The 26,296-nt window shown below is 54.7% G+C and carries 20 protein-coding genes and 1 pseudogene; 10 read left to right on the top strand and 11 right to left on the bottom strand.

Annotated features, from left to right (window positions below):
• The first annotated feature begins 148 nt into the window (after positions 1 to 148).
• The 3 genes from EPD59_RS17165 (at position 149) to lgt (ending at position 2,087) form a co-directional block, all read left to right on the top strand.
• The gene (locus EPD59_RS17165) at positions 149 to 781 is read left to right on the top strand and encodes an RNA polymerase sigma factor (RefSeq protein ID WP_240731470.1); all 633 of its coding nucleotides are present in this window, start codon (positions 149 to 151) and stop codon (positions 779 to 781) included.
• Positions 774 to 1,079: a hypothetical protein gene (locus tag EPD59_RS17160; RefSeq protein WP_133273856.1), complete on the top strand. Its 306-nt coding sequence runs from the start codon at positions 774 to 776 to the stop codon at positions 1,077 to 1,079. The genes EPD59_RS17165 and EPD59_RS17160 overlap by 8 nt, the downstream gene beginning before the upstream one ends.
• Positions 1,080 to 1,196: 117 nt before the next feature.
• On the top strand, positions 1,197 to 2,087 hold the full coding sequence (gene lgt, locus EPD59_RS17155) for a prolipoprotein diacylglyceryl transferase (protein ID WP_133273855.1): 891 nt from the start codon (positions 1,197 to 1,199) through the stop codon (positions 2,085 to 2,087).
• 85 nt (positions 2,088 to 2,172) lie between these two features.
• Here the strand turns inward: lgt and EPD59_RS17150 are convergent, their stop codons facing one another.
• The 3 genes from EPD59_RS17150 to yidD all read right to left on the bottom strand — a co-directional run bounded on the left by EPD59_RS17150 (position 2,173) and on the right by yidD (position 3,411).
• Positions 2,173 to 2,388 carry a hypothetical protein gene (locus tag EPD59_RS17150; RefSeq protein WP_133273854.1) on the bottom strand — a complete coding sequence of 72 codons (216 nt, stop codon included), beginning with the start codon at positions 2,386 to 2,388 and terminating at the stop codon, positions 2,173 to 2,175.
• 41 nt (positions 2,389 to 2,429) lie between these two features.
• The gene (locus EPD59_RS17145; RefSeq protein WP_133273853.1) at positions 2,430 to 3,104 is read right to left on the bottom strand and encodes a hypothetical protein; all 675 of its coding nucleotides are present in this window, start codon (positions 3,102 to 3,104) and stop codon (positions 2,430 to 2,432) included.
• Between the two features lie 85 nt (positions 3,105 to 3,189).
• Positions 3,190 to 3,411: a membrane protein insertion efficiency factor YidD gene (gene yidD / locus EPD59_RS17140; RefSeq protein ID WP_133273852.1), complete on the bottom strand. Its 222-nt coding sequence runs from the start codon at positions 3,409 to 3,411 to the stop codon at positions 3,190 to 3,192.
• A gap of 249 nt (positions 3,412 to 3,660) precedes the next feature.
• Here yidD and EPD59_RS17135 point away from each other — a divergent pair.
• The 3 genes and pseudogenes from EPD59_RS17135 to EPD59_RS17125 all read left to right on the top strand — a co-directional run bounded on the left by EPD59_RS17135 (position 3,661) and on the right by EPD59_RS17125 (position 9,253).
• Positions 3,661 to 5,981 (top strand): annotated as a pseudogene (locus tag EPD59_RS17135) (S46 family peptidase).
• 207 nt (positions 5,982 to 6,188) lie between these two features.
• Positions 6,189 to 7,043: a hypothetical protein gene (locus EPD59_RS17130; RefSeq protein ID WP_133273851.1), complete on the top strand. Its 855-nt coding sequence runs from the start codon at positions 6,189 to 6,191 to the stop codon at positions 7,041 to 7,043.
• A gap of 137 nt (positions 7,044 to 7,180) precedes the next feature.
• Positions 7,181 to 9,253: a helix-hairpin-helix domain-containing protein gene (locus EPD59_RS17125; RefSeq protein ID WP_240731467.1), complete on the top strand. Its 2,073-nt coding sequence runs from the start codon at positions 7,181 to 7,183 to the stop codon at positions 9,251 to 9,253.
• A 100-nt stretch (positions 9,254 to 9,353) separates the two neighbouring features.
• Here the strand turns inward: EPD59_RS17125 and EPD59_RS17120 are convergent, their stop codons facing one another.
• The 6 genes from EPD59_RS17120 to EPD59_RS17095 form a co-directional block, all read right to left on the bottom strand.
• Positions 9,354 to 11,534, bottom strand: coding sequence for a reprolysin-like metallopeptidase (locus tag EPD59_RS17120; protein ID WP_165963646.1), 2,181 nt, complete (start codon positions 11,532 to 11,534; stop codon positions 9,354 to 9,356).
• A 252-nt stretch (positions 11,535 to 11,786) separates the two neighbouring features.
• Complete coding sequence (locus EPD59_RS17115; RefSeq protein ID WP_133273849.1) at positions 11,787 to 13,742, bottom strand: DUF3857 domain-containing protein; 1,956 nt, start codon at positions 13,740 to 13,742, stop codon at positions 11,787 to 11,789.
• The gene (locus tag EPD59_RS17110) at positions 13,739 to 15,802 is read right to left on the bottom strand and encodes a DUF3857 domain-containing protein (RefSeq protein ID WP_133273848.1); all 2,064 of its coding nucleotides are present in this window, start codon (positions 15,800 to 15,802) and stop codon (positions 13,739 to 13,741) included. Before EPD59_RS17110 ends, EPD59_RS17115 begins: the two co-directional genes overlap by 4 nt.
• A gap of 177 nt (positions 15,803 to 15,979) precedes the next feature.
• The gene (locus tag EPD59_RS17105; RefSeq protein WP_133273847.1) at positions 15,980 to 18,013 is read right to left on the bottom strand and encodes a DUF3857 domain-containing protein; all 2,034 of its coding nucleotides are present in this window, start codon (positions 18,011 to 18,013) and stop codon (positions 15,980 to 15,982) included.
• Between the two features lie 164 nt (positions 18,014 to 18,177).
• On the bottom strand, positions 18,178 to 19,368 hold the full coding sequence (locus EPD59_RS17100) for an MFS transporter (RefSeq protein ID WP_133273846.1): 1,191 nt from the start codon (positions 19,366 to 19,368) through the stop codon (positions 18,178 to 18,180).
• Positions 19,369 to 19,501: 133 nt separating this feature from the next.
• Positions 19,502 to 19,945: a cupin domain-containing protein gene (locus EPD59_RS17095; protein WP_133273845.1), complete on the bottom strand. Its 444-nt coding sequence runs from the start codon at positions 19,943 to 19,945 to the stop codon at positions 19,502 to 19,504.
• 251 nt (positions 19,946 to 20,196) lie between these two features.
• Between EPD59_RS17095 and EPD59_RS17090 the strand changes: the two genes are divergently transcribed.
• Together EPD59_RS17090 and EPD59_RS17085 are read left to right on the top strand one after the other, a co-directional pair.
• Positions 20,197 to 22,077 carry an ABC transporter ATP-binding protein gene (locus tag EPD59_RS17090; protein WP_133273844.1) on the top strand — a complete coding sequence of 627 codons (1,881 nt, stop codon included), beginning with the start codon at positions 20,197 to 20,199 and terminating at the stop codon, positions 22,075 to 22,077.
• Between the two features lie 163 nt (positions 22,078 to 22,240).
• Entirely contained in the window at positions 22,241 to 22,831 is a 591-nt protein-coding gene (locus tag EPD59_RS17085; RefSeq protein WP_133273843.1) for a DUF4136 domain-containing protein, read from the top strand.
• Between the two features lie 34 nt (positions 22,832 to 22,865).
• Here EPD59_RS17085 and EPD59_RS17080 read toward each other — a convergent pair whose 3' ends face one another.
• Positions 22,866 to 23,279: a DUF983 domain-containing protein gene (locus EPD59_RS17080; protein WP_240731466.1), complete on the bottom strand. Its 414-nt coding sequence runs from the start codon at positions 23,277 to 23,279 to the stop codon at positions 22,866 to 22,868.
• Between the two features lie 143 nt (positions 23,280 to 23,422).
• Positions 23,423 to 24,337, bottom strand: a complete 915-nt coding sequence (locus tag EPD59_RS17075; RefSeq protein ID WP_133273842.1) for a hypothetical protein — start codon at positions 24,335 to 24,337, stop codon at positions 23,423 to 23,425.
• Positions 24,338 to 24,500: 163 nt separating this feature from the next.
• Between EPD59_RS17075 and EPD59_RS17070 the strand changes: the two genes are divergently transcribed.
• Positions 24,501 to 25,850, top strand: coding sequence for an LIC_10190 family membrane protein (locus tag EPD59_RS17070; protein WP_133273841.1), 1,350 nt, complete (start codon positions 24,501 to 24,503; stop codon positions 25,848 to 25,850).
• Positions 25,784 to 26,236 carry a hypothetical protein gene (locus EPD59_RS17065; RefSeq protein WP_133273840.1) on the top strand — a complete coding sequence of 151 codons (453 nt, stop codon included), beginning with the start codon at positions 25,784 to 25,786 and terminating at the stop codon, positions 26,234 to 26,236. The genes EPD59_RS17070 and EPD59_RS17065 overlap by 67 nt, the downstream gene beginning before the upstream one ends.
• The last annotated feature ends 60 nt before the right edge of the window (positions 26,237 to 26,296 follow it).

Genomic DNA, 26,296 nt, shown 5'->3' with positions numbered 1-26,296 from the left:
TGTAATAATCAAGATGTTATGGAAATATAGAACTGTGAGCGCAAGTTTTACGCGTTAACTTGGCCTAAGCAGATATAAGCTTACTATGTGCAGGAAAAGCCGAGTGCTGAGCTTAGGTCGTTTTTATTCTTCGGTTTTCGCTTCACTGGTGTACACACTTCCGCTGCCCGTCGCTCACAGCATTCCGTCGTCCGGCCAAGGCTTCGCGGCATCTGCCGATGCCAAGTTGGTAGCGCAACTCCAGCAGGGCAGTGAGGCCGCGTTTCGCCAGTTGGTAGAACAATACCAAAACCGGATTTACCGCACGGTATTGGCGCTACTACGGTCGCCGGAAGAGGCGGAGGATGTGGCGCAGGAAGTATTCGTGGAGGTGTACCAAACAATCGATAGGTTTCGGGGAGAGGCCGCGCTGAGCACTTGGCTTTATCGGCTGGCCACCTCGCAGGCCCTTAAACACCGACAGCGCGCCAAGGCGCAGAAGCGCTTCGCTTATTTCACCAGCCTCTTGGGCTTCGATAATCAGGTGCTGCACGAGCCGGCCGACCATGCCCACCCGCAGGCCCAACTGGAAGGGCAGCAGCAGGTGACACTTTTACTGACGCATATTGCCCGCTTGCCCGACCAGCAGCAAGTGGCTTTTACGCTGCGCCACGAGCAGGAATTGAGTTACGAGGAAATAGCCGCTGTCCTCAGAACAACCGTGCCGGCCGTGGAATCTCTGTTGTTTCGCGCTCGCAAAACCCTTCGCAATCATCTTATTCCACTCTTGCCCCATGTCTGATCCTGCTACTCGCTCCTCTGCCGATGAGGAATTGGAAGACCTGTTGCGCCAGTGGCGTAACATGCAAGATGCCCAGCCTCAGCCTTTCTTCTATAGCCGAGTACGTGCCCGGCTCGTTGGGGAGGCAACCGGAGAGCGCCAACCGCTGCGTACTTGGCTGCGCTGGCCCAGCTATGCTGCATTACTGGGCATAGTGCTGTTACTTAGCGGCGACGGTGCCGCACTGCGCTCTGCAGAACCCGTAATTCACTATCAGCTTGATGGAGGCCCGCCGGCGCCTCTACCCGCCCGCCGCTAATTACTTCAGCACTGTCTCGTCGTGCTTACGCCCGATACCTGAATAGGTAAGCGGCTTACAAAGATGTAAGTCGAATGCCTGAGTACCTTTGCCTTTGTACCCCTCTTTTTTCTTCGCATGACCTCGCTGCTCGCTTACATTACATGGGACGTTGCGCCCGAAATCGTTAAGATAGGCCCCCTTACCCTGCGCTGGTACGGCCTGCTGTTTATGTCCGGCTTTGTGCTGGGTAGCTTTGTGCTGTCGCACATCTACCGTTCCGAGCGCGTATCGCCGCAGTGGGTCGATGTAATCACGATTTATATGCTGGTGGGCACTATTGTAGGTGCCCGGCTCGGCCACTGCTTATTCTACGACCCTGGCTATTACCTTACTCATCCGCTCGATATTCTCAAGATATGGGAAGGCGGGCTGGCTAGCCACGGTGCTACGCTGGGTATCTTGCTGGCGGTGTGGCTATTCAGTCGCAATAATAAGTTCGATTACCTCTGGACCCTCGATCGAATTGTGATTGTGGTGGCGCTCGGTGGTGCACTTATTCGCTTGGGCAACTTGTTCAACTCCGAGATTTTCGGCCACGAAACTACCGTGCCCTGGGCCTTCAAGTTTGTGCGCGACACGGAGCATTTAGTGAATGGTGTAGCCGTCCCACGTCATCCAACCCAGATTTATGAGTCGCTATTTTGCGTATTTTTGCTGGTGCTGCTGTACCTGATGTGGAACCGTACGAAGGAAAAAACGCCTAGAGGGCAACTGTTCGGCTTGTTCGTAGTGCTGCTGTTTACCTTCCGTTTTCTAGTGGAATTTCTCAAAGAAGATCAGTCTGACTTCGAGAGCGGAATGGTGCTGAACATGGGCCAGATCCTAAGTATTCCGCTGATCTTTATGGGTTTGTGGGTATTATTGCGCGCCGGCAAATGGCCCAGCAATCCATTCGGCTTTGCCCCTCGAGATTTAGAAGCACGCGCGGCCGCTGAGCAAGCCCAAAAAATGGTAAAATCGAAGTAGTCCATCATACAAGCACAAAAAAGCCCCCAGAGCAACTCTGGGGGGCTTTTTTGTGCTTGTAAAGTTGCTGATGCTTCCTTGCCTATTACTGGGCTCCAACATTGGCCCCTGATTTCGACTGGCCCTGCAACGAATACTGGTAAAGTGATCCTTCTTCCGTGCTGATAACTAGGGTTTGGTTATCGGTGAAAACAATGCCTTCTGTTTGGCCCGCGCCGGGCAAGGCTATACGCTGAGGCGTCGACTTGAGCAGTGTCTGAAACGAGTCGCCCTCATACAAAAACATCTCTTCCTTACCCATCAGAGCCAAGCGTTTGCCGTCAGGGCTTAAGTCAGCATCCGTTACCTCCCGTTGATAGAGAGGCTGGTAAGTAAGCGGGCGGTTTGCTGGCCGGGCTTATCCGGTACAGCATACACCTTACTGGTTGTTTGATTGGCGCGGTCGCGGGTGAAAAGATAAATCATGCCGTCGTGCCAGAGCGCAGCCTCGCAGTCGAAGTTCCGGGCACCTTTTGCGGGCGGAAATTCGCGCTGATCCGCATACGTGAATCGGATGGCGCCTACTTGCTTAGGGTTGGCTGGGTTGAGGCGGTAGATAGCCAGATCTTGGCGGCTGTTGTTGTTGTTGCCCGCATCTATCACGAATAAGTTGCCCTTGTTATCCTGCGCCAGGCTTTCCCAGTCTTGGTTCGGCACACTGAGTCTGGTTTCGTTCAGCAGCTTGCCCGTTTCGTCAATTTTGTAAAGAATAGGGGAGTTACCGGCGTCGCCGTGCGTGTAAAAGGTGCCTGCCTGATCGGCACGGGCCAAACCCGAGCTTTCTGGAACTGCTTTGTTAAGCGAACCTGTGCGGCTCAAACCTGGCACCGCTCCCTCCATAAGGCGATTCTCCAGGCTTTCCTTCTTATCCTTCTTCTTGCCCTTCTTGCCGCCTGCTACTTCATCGGACTGGGCCTGCGAACAACTAGCGCTAAGCAAAGCGCTGATTGACAGTGTTATGATGGGAATTAAACGCATGGGTTGAGAGTATAAAAACAGAAAAACGTTGCCTGACCCAGTAGGCACAAGCAACGGTTATGGTTAGCTATACGCAAGATTCACCTTAGGGTACGGGGTCGTAGCCATGGCCACCCCACGGATGGCACCGCCCAATACGGCGTAGCGCCAGCCAGCCACCGCGCCAGGGGCCAAATTTGCCGATGGCCTGCGCCGCGTAGGCCGAGCAGGTAGGCTGAAACCGACAGCTGGCTGGGGTGAGCGGCGAAATAAAGTGCCTGTACAACCAGATAAGACCAAGAAAAAAGCGCCGGAACAGGGAAGCCATAGCGAAGGTTATGCGAAAAGCAACGGCAAATTAGTTTTTGTGTTCGTTCCCTTGAGCAACAAACAAAAAGCAGGAATCGATCTAGTGAGTTGCGTACCCGTATGCAGTCCGCCAAATGAGTATAACAAGACAAGGTTTCAACAAAATATGCTCACTACTCGCCCCACCTGAGTAAGTTTAGCCTTTGCTTTATAGAAGTCCCTTTCTTACACACTCACTTCCCCTTTTCATTCCCACTACCCACCCCTTATGCTGAAAAAAATCTGGGCAAATGCGTTGCTGCTGGTACTCTTGTTACCAATGGCCGCCCGTGCCGACGAAGGAATGTGGCTGCCGATGTTTGTGAAGCGCCTCAACTACGTCGATATGCAGAAGAAAGGTCTGCAACTGACGGCCGAAGAAATCTATGATATCAATAATGCTAGCCTGAAAGATGCTGTAGTGCAGCTGGGGGGCTTTTGTACGGGCGAGTTGGTGAGCGGCCAGGGCTTGCTGCTCACCAACCACCATTGTGGCTACGATGCTATTCAGAGCCATAGTACGCCCGAGAAAAACCTGCTTGCCGACGGCTTTTTTGCGGCCAATAAGAGCGAAGAGAAACCCAACCCCGGACTGTTTGTCGACATTTTGGTGCGGATGGAAGACGTGACGGGCCAAGTACTGGAGGGCATCACCCCCCAAACGCCGGAGCAGGAGCGCGTCGCGCTGGTGCAGCAGCGGCAGAAGCAACTCGCTGACGCAGCCAAAGAGAACGGCCAGTACGTAGCCTACGTGCGCGATTTCTTTGCCGGCAACGAGTACTATATGTTCGTGTATCAGCGCTTTGGCGATGTGCGGCTGGTAGGTGCTCCACCCGAATCAGTGGGCAAATTTGGCGGCGACACTGACAACTGGATGTGGCCCCGCCACACCGGCGACTTTTCCATGTTTCGGGTGTATGCCAGCAAAGACAATAAGCCCACCACCGGTTACGTAGCCGACAATGTGCCTTATGTGCCCAAAAAGCACCTACCCGTGAGCCTGCAGGGAGTGAGCGAGGGCGATTTTGCCATGGTATTTGGCTTTCCAGGCCGCACGCAGCGCTTTCTGCCCGCCGCTGGCCTTCAGCTAACGCTTGACCAAAGCAACCCAGCCCGCATCAAACTGCGTGATACCCGCCTGAAACTGTGGAAGGAAGATATGGATGCCGACCCTGCGCTCCGCCTCAAATACGCCTCTAAGTACGCCAGCATTGCTAATTACTGGAAGTACTACATTGGGCAAAACGAAGGCATGAAGCGCCTGAAAACGGTAGATAAGAAAAAAGCAGAAGAAGCGCAGTTTGCCCAGTGGATTGCCGCTGACCCCGCCCGCCAGCAACTCTATGGCAGTGCCTTGCAGGATATCAATCAGAATTACGCGGCGCTACGTGAGTTCAACCTAAGCAATGTGTACTTGAATGAGGCCGCATTCGGTACCGAAATCATGACGTTCGCGGCTCGAATGCTGCCTTTGCATTCGTTGCTGAAAGATCCGAATGCTGATAAAGCTGCCATTCAAAAGGCTACAGCCGATTTGAAGGAACCAGCCGCCGAGTTCTTCAAAGACTACAGCGCTACCACGGATAAGAAGGTTTTTGCCGCCCTGATGGGCCTCTACTACACCGATGTGCCCAAGGCTCAGCACCCAGATGTATTTCAAACGGTAGCCAAACAGTACGGTGGCTCCATGAAGAAGTACGCCGACTACGTGTTTGGCAATACCTTCCTGACCTCCCCAACGAAGCTAAACGCTTTTCTGGCGGCACCTACCTTAGCCAAGCTGGAAGCAGATCCGGCGTTCAAAACAATGAACTCCGTGTACCTGAACTATGTGCAGAAAATTGCCCCCCAGCTGCAAGCCAGCCAAGCTACCATGGGCCGGGCCAACCGCCAGTATGTAGCAGGTCTGCGAGCCAAGAACACCGATAAAGTGTACTCGCCCGACGCGAACTCGACGCTGCGCCTGAGCTACGGTACCGTGCGCTCCTATCAGGGCCGCGATGCGGTAAGCTATGACTATCAGACGACGGGAAAGGGCATTTTGGAAAAAGAAGATCCTACGAACCCCGAATTTGTGGTGCCAGCCAAGCAGGTGGCGCTTTTGAAATCTAAAGACTTTGGACCTTATGCCAATAAGGACGGGCAACTACCGGTGGCCTTTATCACGGATAACGACATTACGGGGGCAATTCCGGCTCACCTGTCATCAACGGGCGCGGCGAGCTGATCGGATTGGCTTTCGATGGCAACTGGGAAGCCATGACTGGCGACCTGGCCTACGACCCCGACCTGAAGCGGTGCATTAATGTCGACATCCGCTACGTGCTGTTCTGCGTGGATAAGCTTGGTGGCGCTAAGCACCTCGTTGATGAAATGACCGTAGTGAATAAGGGACCCAATCCGGGCGTCGGCGCTACTGCCAGCACGCCTAGCCAGGTAAATGGCGCTTGGGAAGCCGGGAAGATGAAAACCAAATCGGCTGAGGCCGGCAAGATCAAAATCAAGAAGAAAAAGAACAAAGAGAAAGCCGAGGCCAGCGCGAATATGTAAGGCCCACGACTTTATTGCTGTTTAAAAAGCCCCTTAGATGAATCTGGGGGCTTTTTTGTGTACCAATAGTAGCAAACCGATTGACCGCAATTGCGCCGTGATAAGATGGCTTTACATTCTCGTTATAATAAAAACGCGAACGGAAACATTTGCCGCGAAATTTGCTTTGGGCGTGCGAGGCATAAATTAGCCTCATATCTCCTTATTATGCTAAACGGGTACTTATCGTTAGTAAGCTTATTTCTTTCCGTTACTATTTCTATTGCGAGTGCTGGAAACGGCCCTGGCGTGCGTGGTGCGCGGGCGGCAGCGCTGGGCAACGCGTCGGTAACAATCACGGATGTTTGGGCAGTAGGCAACAACGTAGCCGGGCTGGGCCAAGTAAGTCAAACTAGTTTCGGTTTCTATGCTGAAAACCGCTATTTAAGCTCTGCATTCAATAACGTGGCGCTTGTGGTGGCTACTCCGATGGGTGCAGTACATACCGAAAAGCCCCCCAGTCGTGGTGTAATCGGCTTCGAAGCGCAACGTTTTGGCAATAATCTGTATGCTGAGCAGCGGCTGGGCTTAGGCTACGGATATCGGGGCGGACAGATCAGCGTGGGTGGCCGCGTGGATGTATTGCAGGTCAGTATTCAGGGCTTGGGTAGTAAAAGAGTGGTTGCTGCTTCGCTGGGAGGGCAAGCTGAACTGATTCCAGATAGGCTGATATTCGGGGGATATTTATATAATCTGAATCAGGCGCGCTTGGCTGCCTATGAGGATGAGCGGGTGCCCACTGTGCTCAAAGCTGGGCTCTCATACCGCCCCACGAGTAAGCTAATGCTCAACGTGGAAACGGAAAAAGATGTGGAGCAGGATGCTGATTTCAAGGCGGGTATTGAGTATCAGTTGCTGGAGGCGTTGACGCTTCGGGCCGGATTTGCTTCTCTAGTGGAGCAAGCCACAGCCGGCGTAGGCTTTAAAGCCGGCCGTTTTCAGATAGACTATGCCGCGGCTTGGCAATCGGCGCTGGGCTTGAGTCAGCATGTGGGCGTGAGTTTGCAGTGGGCTAAAAAGTGAGTGCTACGTCCAAAAAAGCCCCCCAGTATAGGTCAAGCCTGGAGGGCGCGCACGATGGGATGCTACGCTGTACCACTGCCAGCAAGCATCGTTGGTGGCGTACTATAGTGTGGGCCTGCGGGATGCTGTGTCTGATTTTGCCTCTGCGGCTTCAAGGGCAGGACTACGTGCGCCCCGCCGCCGATCTGGACCGGCTCGTGCAGGAATTGTTTGCCGAAATTCAGAGCGACGAGGTAGCTTTTGAAGATGTATATGAAACCCTGCTGCTTTATTATCAGACGCCTCTAAACCTGAATACAGCCAGCCGGGAAGAACTGCGAGGCTTACTATTGCTTTCGGAAACGCAGATTTCAGCCTTGCTGGATCATCGGCAGCAGCTTGGTCCGCTCCTGAGCTTGTATGAACTGCAAAGCATTGTGGGCTTTGAGCAAGTGCGCAGTATTTACCGCGTGGCACCTTTCGTAACGGTACAATCTGGAAACCAGAACGCTGCGCGTGGTCCGCTCTGGCAGCGTATACTGCACGAGGATAATAATGCCTTATTTCTGCGCTACGAGCGAGGTTTGCAGGCTCGTAGAGGCTATGCCGCCGCTGATACTACCAGCACCGGTCGACCACTTAGTCGCTATCTCGGCTCACCCGATAAGCTTTTGGTGCGTTATCGCGTCAGTCACACGCGCGACTTTAGTCTGGGTTTTACGGCGGAGAAAGATGCGGGTGAACCACTGATTTGGAAACCTGGGCAAGGGCGTCTGGGGGCCGATTTTTACTCCGCACACTTTGTGGTGCAGGAGCGAGGCCGACTCAAAACCCTGGCCTTGGGTGATTACCAGCTGCAATTTGGCCAGGGCTTACTGCTCTCATCGGGTTTGCAGGTAGGCAAGGGGGCTGAAACTATCACCACCCTGCGGCGCAGCAGCTTAGGTGTGCGACCCTATTCATCGGTGCTGGAAACGTCCTTCTTTCGTGGGGCGGCGGCAACCGTAAGCTTGCACAAGACCGTGCGCGCGACAGCGTTTTTCTCGGCCAAAAAAGTGGATGCAAATCAACAGTTTGCCACCGATTCGCTGGCCATCTACGATACATTTTCGTCGGGTATCAGCACCAGTGGCCTGCACCGCACCACTACTGAGTTGGCCAATCGGAAGCGTTTGCACGAAGCTGTAGCCGGCGGTAACATCACTTATACAAGTGTGGGGGGCGATTTTGCGGCCGGCGCTACCTTGGTAGGCACACACTATGACGTGGCTTTGCAGCGCCGTCCTGAGCCCTATAATCAGTTTGAGTTTCGGGGGAAAGATAACCTGGCGGTGGGCCTTCACTATAGCTATGTGCTCGGTAACGTGCTCTTTTTCGGTGAAACAGCGCGCTCCAGCAGCGGTGGCTTGGGCACCGTAAATGGCCTGTTGGCCAGTCTGGCCACCAACGTAGAAGCCTCCATCCTGTACCGCCGCTACGACCGCAACTTTCACACCTTTTACGGGCAGGCCTTTGGCGAAAATACGCGTAACATCAACGAAAGCGGGGTGTACCTGGGCCTAAAAGTGCGACCTGCGCCGCGCTGGGAAATAACCGGGTATTATGATCAATTCTGGTTTCCGTGGTTGAAGTATCGTGTTGATGCCCCCTCGCGCGGCCACGATTATTTGCTGCGCTTCTCGTTTGCGCCTACCAAAACCAGCCAACTCTATGTGCAAGTCCGCTCACGTACCAAAGACCAGAACGCCGACCTGACGCCCTCTCGCTCCGTGCCCCAGCCCATACCCACCGAGCGCCGCAGCCTGCTGCTTTTCTACGACGCCGCGCCCTCATCTAGTATCAGTCTGCGCACGCGTCTGCAAGGCACTCATTACCGCGACGACGGAGCCACGCCGCACACAGGTTTCCTGTTAGCCCAGGATGCCACCGTTCGCCTCAACCGCTATTTGCGCCTTAGCGCCCGCTACGCCCTCTTTGACACCGACGACTACGATACCCGGCAGTATGCTTTCGAGCAGGATGTGCTGTACGCCTTTTCGGTGCCCGCGCTCTTCGGTCGTGGTACGCGCACGTACGCGTTGGCGGAGGTAAAATGCACTCGCCACCTCACGTTCTGGCTGCGCTATGCTGCTACGCAATATCGCCATCAGCAAGTAATCAGCTCCGGCCTGGAAGAAATTGAGGGCTCCCTTCGTTCCGACGTGAAGATGCAGGCTCGTTACACATTTTAATACGTCCTTAGCGTATCGGGTAAGCACTTGACTTCAATGCAGTGCCAGCGGAAGTAAGGGTGATTTTGTGTGGTAGAGCACGAGCATTAAACCGGTGAGTCTATTCCTTCAGCAGGCGTGTTACGCTGGTACCTTGGGGCATAGTCAGGCGCAGATAATAAACGCCCCGGCTCAGGCTGCGCAGGTCGAGGTGGTACTGTAGCGGAGCTATTGACTTAGCTACTGTTTCCTGGCGAATAATGCGCCCTATAGCATCCGTAACGAGCACGCGAATGGGGCCTGACTGTTGGTTGTGCACTTCTAGTTGAAAGACACCAGTGCTGGGATTAGGGAAAACCTCCACCGTACCAAGTGCAACGCCAGAGACTGAGCTAGCCAGTACACCGGAAATAGTGAAGTTCTGTGGAGAGATGGCGAAGAAAATATTGCCCGCTGCCTGCACCTTTATGCGGGCTGTAGTAGTACTCAGACCAGCAGGAATTAGCACCGTCTCAGAACCATCATTGGGCGTAGCGGTAGTCAGCGTGGTAGGAAAAGTGAGTCCTCCATCGGTAGAAAGCAGAATTGCCACCTGCGCGGTGTTGATGGGCGCCTGGTCTGTACCAGCCACATCCCAAATGACTTCTTGATTTGTCCCGGCTACCCAAGTAGTTGGCGCCGTTGGAGATTTAAGCAGAAACGGGCCAGCAGTGCCGATCACGGCTACGCTGGTCGTATCATAATCGGTGCCCCCGGCCGGCCGGCGCTGGTCGCGGGCTACCAAGCGAAAGTGCAGGCGCCGGGCGTAGGTAGGCAACAGCTCACCAGGCGGCAGCTCGGCAGCTCCAAGTAAGCTGCCGAGGTCTGGAAATGTCCGGCTAGTAGAGGCGCTGGGGGGCAAAAAACGGAACAGGGGCGCATCACCGGTCGGAGTAGCGGGGTTGCCGGCGGTCCCAAGGTCGTTCTGCTCCCAGGTATAGGCTACCGCGTCGTCATCAGGGTCAGAGCCTGTGCCGGTGAGCGTGAAAGGTGTGCTGAAGGGAATGCGAAAATTGCCCCCCGCATCCACTGTCGGTGGCCGATTGCCGCTGGCCGTAACCTGAGCGCAGGTGCCAAACGCGGCCACGTAATCCAGGATCTGATCGAGGCTGCGTGAATGGAAGTAAGGGAAGCTGCTTGGTTGAATATTCTGAGGCGAGCACAGGCCCGCATAGCTCATCAGGGAGCTGCCACTGCCCGGCTCATACGCCTGGCTGTCAACGCGGCTGCTGGCACAAAATCCGGTGGTACCGTTGAATGTATGATCGGCCCCAAACTGGTGGCCTAGCTCATGCGCCACAAAATCCACATCGAACGCGTCGCCGCTGGGGTCGGCCTGGCCTGTAGTGCCACTCGCCTTGAATAAGGCATCGCACACGGTGCCCACGTAAGCCAACCCGCCAACTCGCGTACCAAACACATGCCCCAGATCATAATTAGCCGAGCCAATCAGCGCATCCGTGGTGCGCTGGTTCTCGGTGAGCAAATCCGACGCGTTATTATTAGTGTACGGGTCGGTGGCAGGATCAAGGAAAAGCAGAGCATCATTGGTGGGCACAAGTTGCAGCTGAATGGCTAGTTCCTGCTCATAAATACCGTTCACCCGGTTTATAGTTGTCACGATGCCGGACAGGGCAGCAGCCTTCGTTCCGCCTTTAGTTATCGCATATTCGCCCGTACAAGCCACGGCCAAACGGTAAGTCCGAAGCTGCGCGCCATTGGACCGCAACTCATTGGAAGCGGGGGGCAATTTCAGCTTTGCATCAGTGGTAAGACAGGCCTCACCATCCGGGCGCATCGCCGCTCGATAAAATACCCGATGATTAACGGTGTCACCCGGCGCGGCAGGGTCGATGTAAACAGTTGTGGCACCAGTCAATATTTGTGCGTGAAACCCAGCGGACGTCAGATCGAGGTGGGCTGTAGTTGTCGAGTTATCAAGGCTCTGCGCCGTATACGTTTTAATGCGTGGATAACGAGCAGCTAGCTGAGGATGCAGCACAGCAGTTTCCGTCACCTGAAAGCGTTGGCTGGAGCCATCTGGAAAAGGAAGCGAAAGCACAGTTTCCTGACCGAGCTGAGCACCTTTACGAATAACTGGAGCGGCTTGTAGCGCTGTCCGCAAAGCCGACGTCTGAAAGCGAACTGCCCGAAACTGAGTTAGGCCGGAAGCCAAAATCCGTGCGGCGGCAGAGGCAGGCGCAGCATCCGCCCATATAGTCTTGGGTACTTGCGCAACGGCTTCCACTGCACCCAACAGCATAAATAAAAACAGCGGCCAGCGCCTACTAGGGCGGCCAGCCCAAAGAAAAATTACGGGCATAAAGAAGTACCTATCGGCAAACAAGTTACGCCTCTGTCCGAGAAAGGTAGCCGGGTAGCAGTGAGCGCACTAGAGTAGTATTTTCATGCAACGATACTTATCGGTTTTGAAAGGTGCCAACTCCCAAATAATTTGCCCCCCAGACATAAAAAAAGCCGGCCTTAGGCCGGCTTTTTTATAACACAAAGTCTGTTACGCTTCATTTTTCAGCAGTACCAGTTGCGCTTTATCAGCCGTGCTGATTTTGCGGCGAAACTCGACATATGCCGGATAATCGGTGCGGGGAAAGCGGGTGCGGGGCATGTGCAAACGCCGCACATATTGTAATGTGCCGTCGGGCAACGTTTGAATTTGGCTGGAATACGTTCCAAAAGCCGTCGTCAGCTGTACCGGAGGCGGTAAGGTTTCTGCCTGGAAGCCAGCCGGCACGTGTATGCGCACCGTATCGGCATGCGAAAAGGCATGATCGAGCCAAATATCGGCCCGGCGCTCACCCACGGGCGCTGCCAAGGCTGGCAGGCGGCTGAGCAGATTTGGCGTGAGGAAAGCCCGTTTGCCGCTCGGGGGGGCAAAATTGGGTAACGTAAGCCCAAGCGTTTCTACCACGGCCGGCAATGCTGTGCGCCGGTCAGGAGCGAGATTAAACTTTGTGATGCTGAAGTTGGGCAAAGGCAATGATTCAGCAATTTGCTTTTTCTGATCAGCCGGGGATAAGCCGTGAAGCAATTGGCTATGGTGATCTTGTTCCTGCCCCGTGCGCATCGTCCGAACGCTGACAGTGGCCGTGCCTTGGGCATCCAGATAGAGGTCAGCGCGCCGCTCGCGTCGGTTTTCAACGGCACCATAACGAGGCGTACGCACAATTTTGCCCCCCGTAGGCGTGAGCAGCAACGCGTGACGGTTGCCGGTAAAGCTGCCCATGTAGCCGAACGCTTGATTCTGACTCGTGCACTCCAGCCACACTGTATCTGCCTTAGCTGCTTTCAGCGGTACACAGAGCACAACGTGGTTAAACTGATTGCTTGGGAACTCCGTCCGAATATCTGCCTCATCGGCCCGCACCAGGGCGCAGTAGGCAGTGACGTCGGCAGCCTTAAGCAAAGCCATGCAATAGTTAGTCAGCGCCTTGCAGTCGCCGTAGCCGGTTGCACTCACGGCGCTGGCCGGAAAGGTCTGCCATCCGCCTAATCCCAGTTGAATAGAAATGTAGCGTGTATTGGCTTGCAAATACTCATACACCTTGCGAATGCGGGTCCGCTCGTCAGGTACATCTTTCACCAAAGCTGCGATGCGCGCTTTCACGTCGGCGGGTAGCACGTCGCGGCCCGCATTCAGATCGTAGTTCCACTGGCCCAGCGTCTGCCAGGAGGTGAGTGCGCCCCGATGGCCTTGCACTTCAAAGGCGGTAGGCGCAGTTAGCACGGCGGGCACTAGCTCTTCCAGGGGCGGACCGGCTGTCTCCTGCTCCAGCGCCACCAAGTTGGCTACCTGCCACTGATATACATCCAAGGCGCCCTGCTTGCTGCGAACCACAGCTGAACTGCCGGGCAAGTGGCGCTCCTGGTAGCGTAGCGGCAACTCCGTGGGCGTTATCACCCGAAATGAGGCGTGCTCCACCGCGACGTGCTCACCAGCTTGTGGATGCCAGGAAGAGTAGAACAAAGGATTGTCCGAAGTGACTTCGTACTCAAACTCAACGGTGTAGGGGTAGGTAGCCTGACTTAAATCGGCGAGCCGGCCGCGCGTGTCGGTCGCCAGACTAATTCCATCGGCGAGGCTGTAGTCTTTTACATCCGAGGCCTTCAGCTGCCGAATCAGCCGCCCGTTTGCGTCATAGACAGCGCCGCGCAGGTAATTCACCGAGTTTAGCTGATCGTAAGACACCAGTTCGCCCGCCCAATGCTTACCATTGTCGTCGAGGATGGTGGCTGCGCGGTGCACCGTCTGCACCGTGCGTCCCACCGATTTTACTAGTAGAGTCTCCTCATATTCGCGCACTACAGCGTGGGCATTTTCGCGCAGGCTGGTGGGCAAATCTGACAGTGCATATTTGGGGGGCTGCCCTCCGGCCCAGGCCGCTGAGGCAACCAGGCCGCTCAGCGTAAAGCCAAGGCTTGCACGGCGCAGAGTAGTTAAAAAATAGCTCATGATTTCTTCTTCAACACAATCTGCTCGGCCTGCTTGGCCAGCATACGGCTATAAAACTCGCGCAGGTACGTGTATTCTTCCGCCGAATACACGGCCCGACGCAGCGTCATGCGGCTCATAATCTGGATAGTGCCCGGCGAGGCTGCCACCTGATATGTAAATAAGCCCCCATCTTCGGGCAGCTTTACAGCCGTAGGTTTGGGCATATCCTCCGGTTCGTAGCCGGCAGGGAGAGTAATGTTCAACTGTACTGTTTCGTCATAAGGAGCCGCAAAATCAACCGGAAAACGACGGTCTTCGTGCACAAAAGGATTGCGTTCCGCGCTGAAGTGCCGCACCAGATTCAGGTAAAGGGTAGGAGTAGGGGCATCAGCGCCGGGTGCGGTAAACTCGTAATCTAGGGTAAGTGGTTTGTGCAGGGTTTCGCGCTCTTTGAAGGCATAGGCAGGAATGGACCAGCCCTCGTGGGTTTTGGCCATATCTTCCATAAACTTCTTCTCTCCCTTTTTTTCCAGGGTTTCACGTTGGTCCAGCCCTGCGTAGCCGCCGTTTTCCCGGTGCACTTTACCCTTCATGCCCCCGCGCTCATCCATCGTGAGATGGACTAGATGATAGTTTACATAGCGTTGAGCAGGTGTAAGGCTTACCCACCGCGACTTGCCCGCGCCCGGCAGCAACAGGCGACCCGTCCCGCTGAGGCAGCGCGTCGGAAGCATTCCGAAAGGGAGCAAGGCATCGGTAGCGTCGGCTAGCAGTTCTTGGTTGCCGGGTAAAGCAACATGGGCTACCACGTAGTTGAAGCTCGACATCAAGGGCATTGTCTCCGTCAGGCGGCCATGGCTGCGAGTGCTAAGTACTACGGGGTTGGCCTCCAAGCCAGCATCGCGCAACGCCGCGATGAGCAGCAGGTTTACGTCGGCCGAATTGCCGGTATGCTGATCGTAAGTGCGCTTAAGCGAGCCAGTACTCAGCATCCAGTCAGTGCCGTTGTGCTTCACGGCTTTGCGCACCATAGCGTGTACCGCTGCGGCGCGGGCCGCTGGGTCGGTGTGCTGGGCGGTGATGGCTGCCAGCTCTGCTTTCAAGAAGCCGCCGCGTTTCAGCTGAGACCCTAGGTTTTCGTGATTAAGCAGTTCATCATCAATTTTTTGCCAAGAGCCGGCTACACTTTCGTACGCTTGTCCAGGCCATTGATATCCGGCTAATTCGAAGTCCACGCGGGCAACATAGTCCTTAGAGGTCGTCATAAAAGGCTCATTACGGAAGCCGGGTACCTGCTTCATAGCCCAGCGGTAGTTGGTAACGCGCGGCGTCACGGTTGTAGAGCTAGGCCCTGTGCGCCCGCTTCCTCCACTCATTGCAGTGCCTTCATTGAATGACCCACCCTGACTAAAGCTGAACTGCGTGAGTCCTTCGGTGCGCTCCTGCACAGCTAGAGGCTCATAGCCCTGAAATAGCTGCTTGTAATCGAAATACTCCGGAATAGCCGCCCGATACTCGCTCCAGCGCACGGGGATGTAGTGCTGAAACTGCCAGTCCTGGAAGTTGAACAGGAAATCGGAGTTGACGGTGTAGGTATACTCAATTACGGAGCCCTCACGCACGTTGGGCAGCGTGAACTTGCGGATGAAGTTGTTGGTCGTCTGCTGCTCCATGAAGGTAGCATCGGAAGCCATTTTCTCCTTCACTAGCTGCCCGTTCACCATATTGTAAGTGAAGCCGCGTAGTGCCGAAATCTTCTCTTCGTTGGAGCCCTTTTTATAAAGTGGCACCTTCACGATGGCCCAGTCGTAGCCCGATTTTTTGAGGATTTTGATCCGAGTAACGCGCTCAAAAACTAGCTTAAAGTCGCCGCTGCCGGTTTCGAAGCGAGTGCGGCCGAAGTCGCAGAGCACGACGGCTTCAGCGGCGCTGTCGGCCACAAAGTTTTTGGCGTCGAAATCAGCTAGGTCAGGCTTGCCAAACTTGATCGGATCAGCCTGACCAAAGACGGGAAGTTGGGAAGCGCCCGTCAGTAGCAATAAAGTTAGAGCGCTACGATGGAGTAAATTTTTCGGCATAAAGTATTGCTGTTGAATGAGGTTGAGATTATTCGGAGGAAGAAAATTACTCGGAGAGAATACAGGGCAAAGTGAAATTTTACAGTTAAAGTATTCCGGGCATTCCCGTGCCTAGAGTCGTCAAAAAATGCAATAGGCTTACTGTAAGATGAAGCGTTATAAAGTATACATGCTTAATTACTTGCGCTTTACCACAATGGCCTCCGCGTGCTTTGCTACCACGCGACTGTACAGTTCGCGCAGGGAAGCATATTCCTGGGCTGAATATTCGGTTTTGCGAAGCTGAAGGCGGCTGCTGATATGCAGGGTATTTTGCTGCGGCGTGATATTGAATTGAAAACGCCCCCCATCGTTGGGCAGGGTTAGCAGTAGGTTAGCTGGAAGTTCCTGCACTTCATAGCCGGCTGGCAACGTCAGTACTATAGTTTGGCTATGCTCATGGGGCATTCCAAAATCGACTGGGAACTGCCGATCTTCAAAGCGAAAGGGATTTTGAGCTTCTCCAAGGTGGCGTAAAGGCTGCACGTATAGCGTGGTAGCTGATGACTCAGCACCCGGGATTTTTACGCCAACTTCTACGCTAAATGGTTGCTGTGAGGCGGCAACGTTATTGAATACGGGCCCTGTCAGGGTCCACTCGGGCCAGCGTTGCTGCAAATTCTTGACAAACTGTTGCTCGGTGGTGCCGGCTAGTTGTTCGCGGGCCTCTATGCCAGCATAGCCTGTGTGCTCTAGCTTAACTTTGCCCCCCAGTGCGCCCTGCTCATCTAACGCCAGTTGGGCCGAGGTATAACGGGTGTAGCGTTGGGTTGGCACCAACGACACCCAGCGGCCGCCCGCCTTGTCAACCAGCCGACCTTGTCCATTGAGGCAGCGCTCGGGCAAGATACCAACAGTGGTGAGGGGTGCGGTAGCATCTACTAACACCTCTTTGTTATCAGGCATGGTGACCAGAGCCGCCACATAGTTGAATTGGCTGAGTACGGGCAAATCAGTCTGGATGCGGCCGTGGCTGCGGGTGCTGATCAGCAGCAGTTCTGCCGCCAGACCAGCCGCGCGTAGCGTATTAATGAGCAGCAGATTCAGCTCGGCTGCGTTTCCAGTGCCTTGCTCGCATATGCGCTTCAGTGACGCTGTGGTGTACAAACGATTTTGCCCGTTGTAATGCACCGTGCGCTGCACTAATGCCACGGCCGCATTCAGGCGCTCCGTGGGATTAGGATATTGCGCCACTAAGGCTGTTGCAGAATTTGTGAGCGGCGTAGTCTTGCTTAGTGCTAAGCCGAATTGCTCGTCATTCAGCAATTCAGAGGCTATTTTCTCCCAGGTGCTGGTTATCTGCTGGTATTTCTGCTCGGGGTACTGAATGCCATCTAATTCGAAATCCAGACTGCTGATATAGTCCCGCGCGGTTGTCATGTAAGGCTCGTCGCGGAAAGCCGCAACATCCTTCATTACCCAACGCGAGCTGAGCGCCTGAGCGCTGATCTGCATCGTGTTGGTGCCGCTACTTGCTACCTGATTGCCATAGGAGTCCTTTTTGGCCATGCGAATGCTTGTGCCATAGGCGACGGCCTGACTTTCCTTTACCGCGAAAGGCAGATAGCTGCGAACGGTAGCTTTGTAGGTAAAGAACTGCGGAACGACGGTGCGGTACTCACTCCAGCGCACTGGAATGGTATGCTGAAACTGCCAGTCCTGAAGGTTGAACAGGAAGTCCGATTTGATGGTGTAGGAGTACTCGATAATGGACCCCTCACGCACATTGGGCAACGTAAAAGCGCAGCGCAGATGATTCGCATCTACCTTTTCTTCGAAGATGGCTTCTTTGTTCAGCTTCTCCTTCACTACCTGGCCATTCACCAGATTGTAAGTGAAACCCTTAAGGCCATTTATTTCTTCCTTTCGCCCGTCTTTATGGTAGAGCGGCACCTGCACGGTAGCCCATGCATAACCAGCTTTGCGGTGGATGCGCAGACGCGTAGTACGCTCAAATACCAGCTCGAAACCTTCGTCGCCACCCTTGATCTTCGACTGCCCAAAGTCGCACAGGATTTCGGCGGCAGCCGTCGTATCAGCTTTAGCTTGGGGGGCAAAATCGGCGGCCTTTACATCGCCGAACTGAATGGGAGCTTGCTGAGCTTGGCAAAATTGCCCCCCAACAAGAAAAACTATAGCCAGAGCTGACCAGTGGCCTACAGAAGAAGGCATAAGGAAACAATAAAAGGGATAAGAATAGCTTATACTCCTTCATGCATAGCTCCTTAAAATAAGCCAAAATCACCGTGTAGGAAAGAGACCGGGAATCCGGCAACCAAAAGTGCAAGATTGACGCGTCTCTTCCAAGTTTTCTGCTATATAGATTTATGTATACGTTAAGCGGTAGCTCGAACTCGCTCTTCGGCCCGTACGCCCCACATCAGGTAAGCCAGCGCGGCTAGCGTAGCAATGGCTCCAAGTGCGTGTACATAAGGCAAATGACTGGCGATGTTGCCATACAGCCAGCCCGACAGCAGCGCCCCCAGCCCAATGCCGGCTTCCAGCGCGATGTACATGGTGGCCACGGCCCGTCCGCGCCGCTGCTCATGGCTCAGGTCGATGGTCCAGGCGTAGAGGGTAGGGGAGTTAAGCCCTGCGGCTAAGCCGAATATGACGGCAGCAGCTAGAAATATTGTTGCCGAGTTGGCTACAATCAGCAGAATCATGGAGAAAGCCAGCAAGGCCGCCGAGACCCGTAGAATTGGTACGCGCCCGTAAGTGTCGGAAGCGCGGCCTGCCACTAGCCGCACCAATAAGGATGCAGTGGTAAAAAAGGTAAAAAACAGCCCTTTGTTGGTGATGCCCAGCAGTTGGCTTTGGTCGGGAATAACGGTGAGCACAATGCCGAATGGGAACAGGCACAGCAGCGTAACAATAGCCGGCGCGCGCACCTGAGGTTCCAGTACCTCACTCCATTCCAAGCGTAGCAGACGCCAGCTAAACCGTTCGCGCTGGGCTTGGGGCAAGGTTTCAGTCATGGTGCCCTGCACTGCTAACGATAGTAACGCCGCTCCTGAAGAGCAGTAAAACATTGTTTCGAGCGAAAACTGATTGGTAATCAAGCTTCCTACTACTGGCCCGGCGGCCATACCTAAACTGCCCGCCACACCCAGTAAGCCCATTGCCTCACCCCGGCGCTGGAGCGGAATGATATCGGCAATAAAGGCGGCCGTGCCAGTAGGTTTGAAACCCGTGCTGAATCCGTGAAGCAGGCGCAGCAGCAGAAACCCCGCAACCGTGGTTACCCAGGGGTAGAAGAAGCCGCACAGAAAGCACACCAGCGAGCCAAATACCATTACCGGAATACGCCCCACAGTATCGGCCAACTTGCCACTAAACGGCCGCGAAATTCCCGCCGTAAGTGTAAAAAGCGCAATGATAAATCCTTTATAGTCAGCTCCGCCCAGCCGCGTGAGATAATCAGGGAGCTCCGGTAGGAGCATATTGAAGCTGATGAAAAACAGAAATGAACTCAGACACATCAGCCAAAAGCCAGCCGAGTAAATACTGTTCTTGAAGAAGCGCATAGATGCAAAGGTACGCCTCCTCACACCAGTTGGTTAAAGTTTTTGCCCCCCATGAGCAAGCAGCAGCGAAAGCAATAAAGCGAAGCTGTACACCTCTAGGGGTGTTTGTTCTAACTGTATTAAGACCTGGGTTTTACGGTAGAATCGTCACCCCGTAACTCGCGCATATTTGCGTAATGCGGGCAAAGTCTGGCGGACCGGGCGGTAGTTGGTTCAACTCCTCAAACATGCGCTCTATCCCAGCCGGAAAGATGGATAAATGAACCTTGGCTTTGGCATCGCCCACCACAGTAAAGCGGTGCGCTACGCCGCGCGGCACGTAGGTTAGCTCGCCTGCCTTCAAGGTTTGAACCGTGTCTTCTATATGAAACTCAACCGTGCCTTCCAACACATGAAACACCTCGTCTTCATTGGCATGCACGTGCTTCGGAACGCCGATACCGGGGTCATTCCATTGTTCTATCAGCGTGAACTGATTGTTGGTGTCCTTGCCACTTAGCATAATACGCTGATGATCACCTAGCACGGTGAGCCGAGTCCCGTCTTCCGCCTTCAGAATTTTAGCTTCTGCATTCATATCTGTCCAGTTGTTAGCGTGTTAAGGAAGATATTGAAATTATGAGATATACGCCATATGCTGATCTTCTTCACAAGCCACTAGCCTTTTCCCAGCACTTTTTGTTGTCTAAGAATTAACCAGTTCCGATGGCTTGTGGCTATATAATTAGGTATAGGCCAGGCTGTATTATACACTGCGTTTTCGGGTAGACTGTATGCCAAAACGGCTGCCTCAACAGTTCGGCGCGAAGTGTGTCGGTGCCATTTTCTATGCCTTGGTTCTCTGATCTTTTCGATAAAATTTCCGCCAAACGCCCCCGTCCTGATGGTAAGCCAGCCCTCACCGTGCGGGAGCGATTTTCGGCGCTAAAAAACATTCCGGCTTTCCTGAAGCTCATTTGGGAAACCAGCCCCAGCCTCACCCTCGGTAATATTGGTCTGCGTCTGCTGCGAGCGGCATTGCCCGTGGCCATGCTGTATGTAGGTCAGCTTATTCTCGACTCCGTCGTGAGTTTAGCGCGGTCGGGGGGCAATTCTGACGCTTCGTTGAGGCCGCTGCTGAGCTTAGTAGCGCTGGAGTTTGGGCTGGCCATTTTGTCGGATACGCTGGGGCGCGGTGTGGCCTTGCTCGATAGTTTGCTGGGCGATTTATTCGCCAACCGTTCCTCCGTGCGCCTCATGGAGCACGCCGCAGAACTCGATCTCGATCAGTTCGAAGACAGCACCTTTTACGATAAGCTCGAACGCGCCCGCCGCCAAACCCTTTCGCGCACCGTGCTGATGGCGCAAGTGCTCAGTCAAGCCCAGGATGCCATTACCATGGCGTTTCTGGCCGTAGGGCTGGTAGCGTTCAATCCGTGGTTGCTGCTGTTACTGTTGGTGGCCGTTATTCCGGCTTTTCTGGGCGAGTCCCACTTTAATGAGCGCAGCTATTCGCTGGTGCACGGCTGGACGCCGGAGCGCCGCGAGCTGGACTACCTGCGCCAAACCGGCGCCAGCGACGAAACCGCCAAGGAAGTTAAGATATTTGGCTTGTCAGGCTTTCTGATTGATCGGTTTAAGCTGCTGTCAGATCAATTTTATCAACAGAATAAAGCGTTGGTATTGCGTCGGGCGGGCTGGGGGGCTTTTTTCGCGGCGGTAGGCGCGGCTGGCTACTACGCAGCCTATGTGTATATCATTTCGCAAGCCGTCAGGGGGCAAATTTCGATTGGCCAGCTTACGTTTTTGGCGGGTTCATTTGCCCGCATGCGCGGCTTGCTCGAAGGTATCCTGAGCCGCTTTAGCAGCGTGGCCGAAGGCGCACTGTATCTACAGGACTTCTTCGATTTCTTCCGTATTCAGCCGCGCATTATTCGCGACGAAGCCCACGTCGTGCGGCCGTTTCCGCGGCCTATTCAGGTGGGTTTCCAGTTTGAAAATGTGGGCTTCAAATACCGGAACGCCGGCAAATGGGCCATTCGCAACCTGAGCTTTACGCTGCAAGCCGGCGAGAAACTGGCATTGGTGGGCGAAAACGGCGCCGGCAAAACAACCTTAGTTAAACTGCTGGCTCGCCTGTATGACCCCACGGAGGGCCGCATTCTGCTCGACGGCTATGACCTACGCGAATATGACCCGGCCGAGCTGCGTCAGGAAATCGGCGTCATCTTTCAGGACTTCGTGCGCTTCCAATTATCGGCGGGGCAGAATCTGGCTGTAGGCCGCATTGAAGAGAAGGGAAACCAAGACCGCATTCAGGCGGCGGCGGCCCAAAGTCTGGCCGATACGGTGGTGCAAAAGCTGCCCGCTGGCTACGACCAGATTATCGGGCGCCGCTTCGCTGGTGGCGTAGATCTAAGCGGGGGCGAATGGCAAAAAATTGCCTTGGGTCGGGCCTACATGCGCGATGCCCAGCTGCTTATTCTGGATGAGCCTACTGCCGCCCTCGATGCCCGCGCTGAGCACGAAGTTTTCCAACGCTTCGCCGACCTGACCAAAGGCAAAACCGCCGTGCTCATTTCGCACCGCTTTAGCACTGTGCGCATGGCCGACCGCATTCTGGTCATTGAAAACGGCGAGTTCGTCGAGATTGGTTCGCACCCGGAGCTGCTGGCCCGTGGGGGGCGTTATGCTGAGTTGTTTGCTTTGCAGGCCGCAGGCTATCGCTAGACGTTTGATTTGAGGCAGAATACTGCCAGAATAACCACGAAGCGCGAACGAAGCGCATCAGTAGCTATTACCAATATTTTTTGCCCCTTTTCACTTGATTATCAAACCGTAAACAAAATCGATTTCGTATCTTGGGAATAGGTATCACCAATAGCCAACACCCATGAAACTATCGTTTACGCTGCTCCTAACTTTGCTGGCACTAGCAATGACAGGCTGCTTCGCCTCACGTGAGGCCCGAGTCGAATCGGACTATAGCTACACTGGCAATTTTCGCCGCTATCGGACCTATGATTTCATTACTGGCCAAGGCTTAGCTGCTGATACTAGTCGGCTGGGCGAAGTATTGCGCGAGGCTATTCGGACCCGTATGCGGGTGCAAGGCTACCGGCCGGCGCGCAGCCGCGCTGACTTGCTGGTAAACTTCCGCGTGTTTGAAGGCGATATGCGTTTTCGCGGTTATGCCCAAGAGGACCTCACGCGGTGGGTAACAACTGGCATCGTGGAAGATGACGAGACTCCCAAAGAAGAGCGCCAGGGCTACAAGCCAGTGAAGCTGCTGCTCACGGAAGGCACGTTGCTGGTCACGCTTATCGATAACAAAACCAACCGCGCCGTGTGGAACGGCTACGCTTCGGGCGTAACGGTGCCCCCCGGCGCACAGGGTGAATTGGTATTGAAGCGCTCGGTGCGCTCTATTTTTGACCGCTACCAGATCTTCACCGAAGGGTATTTGGAGAATAACCGGCAGTAGCCAACTTCTAAAGCCTTATTTGAGGTGCGGCCGGCTACGCCTTCTGCGACGGCTGCTCCGTGTTTTCGGCCCACCGCGGATTATAGCGGACAAAGCCGAACAAATACAGCATCAGGGCGCGGGAGTAGCGAAATACCAGCGGCATTGTCAGTACGGTGACGACGGCTACGGTGAGCACGTAAACCCACACGGCTGGGTCGCCGGCCAGGTAGTATAAGCCGACGCCGCTCAGCGCAAAAATTGCGACTGAGAAGCCGTAGCTCACAAACATTGCCCCCCAGTAAAAGCCCGGCTCCGGCTCATAGGCCTGCCCGCAAACCGGACAGGAATCCAGCATTTGGGAGAACTTGGTAACGCGATACGTTGGGTATTTAAACAACGGTCCCTGATGGCAGCGCGGACAGCGCAGGGCCAGCATTGCCAGGAAAGAAGAGCGAATAGGCTTCATTGGATAAGCTGAAAATTGCCCCCAGACTGGTTCTATGTAGTCTGGAAAAGGCAAAACCGTACGTGCAGGGTGCTTGTCCTACACGTACGGTGTACGCCATAAAGAAGCCGGGGTTGGAAGCGTATTGCTACTTGGCTGATGAGTTAGCGTCGGCTGCCAGGTATGCGAAACTGCAGGCCGATAGAGGGCACAATCGTTACGCCTTTCAGCGTAGTAGAACGGTTGTTCAGCAGTTGATAGGTACCGTAGTTTTGGTAAAACACCGATACGGCCGGAATGACGTAGGCGTAACGGTACCCAATTTTGGCATTTATAAAGCCACCGAAAGCACCAAAATCCTGCTTCTGATTTAAGCCGGCCAAGAGGTTGTTGGTGCCGACTTGATATACTTTATTGGAATCGAAGCCATAGCGTACGAAGGTGTGCGTATAAACCACGCCGAACGACAACGCGCCAATTTCCTCTTCGGGCCCAAACGATTTGCTGAACACCAGTGGTACAATCAAGTCATTGCGGTTGGCCCGAAAGCTTAATACGTCCGCAATATCATCGAGGAAGGGAAGGTTGGGCAACTTGGCGCGCTGGGTAGCAAACTGTAGCCCGATGCTACCATACATGGCACCCGCTTGGCCATCAGGGTTTTCCGGTGTACCCGTTGGCCCCATAAACTGGTACATGGCGTCGAAAACGTGTGAGCCGAAAGCGTACTTGTAGCCTGCATCTACGCGGTCGGTGACGCCGTAGCGCACGTATAGGTCGGCAGTAGGCTGCACCGGATCGAGCACGTAGGCCAGAGCCGCCGCCTGTAGCCTATCAACGGCGGCGCTATACTGCACAGTGTCTTTGCGGGCGGCCGCTGTAGCAGCATCTTTCAGCGTTGAGCCCGCCTGATCCAGCGTTTCGGTGGCCACATTGAACGCTGTGTTGCCGCCTACCCGAAACTCACCCCGGGGAGTAACCTTACCCGAACTAGTAAAGGTGCGCGGCGCGGTGCAGGCCGTGGCCAGTACCGCAAGCAAAGGCAGATAGCGAAGGAGGGAAGGGCGGAGAATAGTCATGAAGGGAGGAGTAAAGCGGGGCAAAGTTGGTGATAAAGCCCCCCAGCGCCAAAATCAGGCCGGAAGCCTAACGAATCGAACTATAGTACCAGAATGATTCTTTCGCCCGCAGATTTAGGAGCGACTGCTGGTTTATCATCGCATCCTGGCATATTTGCCCCCCATGTTGACCCTGTTGCTTTCCTGGTTGATAACTGCTGCCGTAACAAGGGTGGTGGGGCGAACTGCGTGGAGTTGGCTGCGAAGCAAAGGGTTATCTGGCACCGAGGAAGCACTGCCGTTGGAATGGCTCAGTTTGTTGGGCCTGTGTGTGGTGGCGCCAGTTGTGGGGGGCATTTCGCTGAGCTGGGCCATCAGGACGAGTATTCAACTGGTGGTTGCGGCCAGTGTTCTGGCTCTGATGGTGGCGCAACGCAAAGAAATATCAGCCGATTTCCGACAAGGCTGGCAAGTAGTTAAGCATCCTAATAACCGCTATTCACTCCTGGCTAGCCTCGCCATTCTGGGCGTGCTCGGCATCCGACTGCTCCATCTAAGCACTGTAGCCCCCGCCAATTTCGACTCAGGGCTGTATCATTTCCAGACCTTAAAATGGCTGAATGAATACCCAACGGTTCCGGGCTTGGGCAACTTGCACGGGCGACTGGCCTTCAATTCCAGCTGGTTTCCGCTGCTGTCCTTGTTTCGCTACGGCAGCCCGGTGGGCACTGTGTATGGGCTGGGGGGCTTTTTATATGTGTTATTGCTGGGAGCCATGGTGCGGGCAATGATAGGAACGAGGCGTGGCTCGCGGGAGGCGTGGGCACTGCCGCTGCTTTTCTTTTTGCTGCTCTGGAGCTTTCAGATTTGGCTGTCGTCGCCAACTCCCGACTACGTGCTGCCCGTGCTGTTAATTTTTGCCTTCCTGCGCTACGCTCGAAAGTGGGAGCTAGGCAACGGCCATCGCTTCGATGCTGATACTGTGTTGGTAGGGCTGGTTGTTCTGCTGGCTGTTACGATAAAGCTCTCGGCGCTGCCGGCTTTGTTGCTGCCCTTACATAGCCTGTGGGCCAGCCGACGCGCTATGACTCGTAGCCATTGGTTACTAGTGGCAGGACTTGTATTCTGTATGCTCACGCCTTGGCTGGTGCGCGGTATCCTCTTGTCGGGCTACCTTATCTACCCTGTTGCTGCTCTCGATTGGATCACAGTCGATTGGAAGATTCCGCTGGACTCAGTTCAAAAAGAGCAATACATGATTACAAACGTGGGCCGGTGGACAACGCACCCCACTTGTTTGCCGCCCCACCAGACGCTAGCCCAATGGGTGCCGCATTGGTGGCTTACGCAAAGTAATTTTATGCAGGGCGTCATGTTGCTGGCTGCTGGCTCTGTGGTGCCGGCGATAATACGTTGGCGCAAGTTCTCTTCCCAGGAAACAGGGTGGGCCGCAGGCTGGTTAACCGCGTGGCTGGGGGCTTTTTTTGGTTCTGGGCGGCACCTGATTACCGCTTCGGTGTTGGTTTTCTGCTGATTGCTGGATTGTGGCCTTGGTTGAATCATGCCCCAACGCGGCCGCGTAGTGGAGCCGTTGCGTGGTTGCCAGTGTTGCTGACTCTGGCGTGGGGCCTTCATTCCCTGCGCGACCCAGTGTACCAGTTACGCACGCAGCCCCAGACTTTCGCGCAACGCCTGCTGTGGCCTGCGGCGGCTCCCGCGGTGCCTACGCTGTTCCTGAAACCGAGTAAGGGCTTATTGGTTCGCGTACCGCAGGTCGGGATTCAGTGTTGGAATGCCCCGTTGCCCTGCGCTACTTGCCCGGAAATTGAGCTGGAAATGCGCGGCACCACGTTGACCCAGGGCTTTCGGCCACCACCGATTCCAACCGGCCGCATGTGCTGCCTAGAAGCACCGGATTAGAGTAGATCAATACTTGGCCGTTAGAAATAAATGACTGCCAGCGAACCTTCCGTTTGTCAA

Origin of the sequence: Hymenobacter radiodurans (genome assembly GCF_004355185.1) — a bacterium.
Taxonomy (GTDB): domain Bacteria; phylum Bacteroidota; class Bacteroidia; order Cytophagales; family Hymenobacteraceae; genus Hymenobacter; species Hymenobacter radiodurans.
Note: the sequence above shows the minus strand (reverse complement) of the source record. Positions and strands in the feature narration are given on the sequence as shown.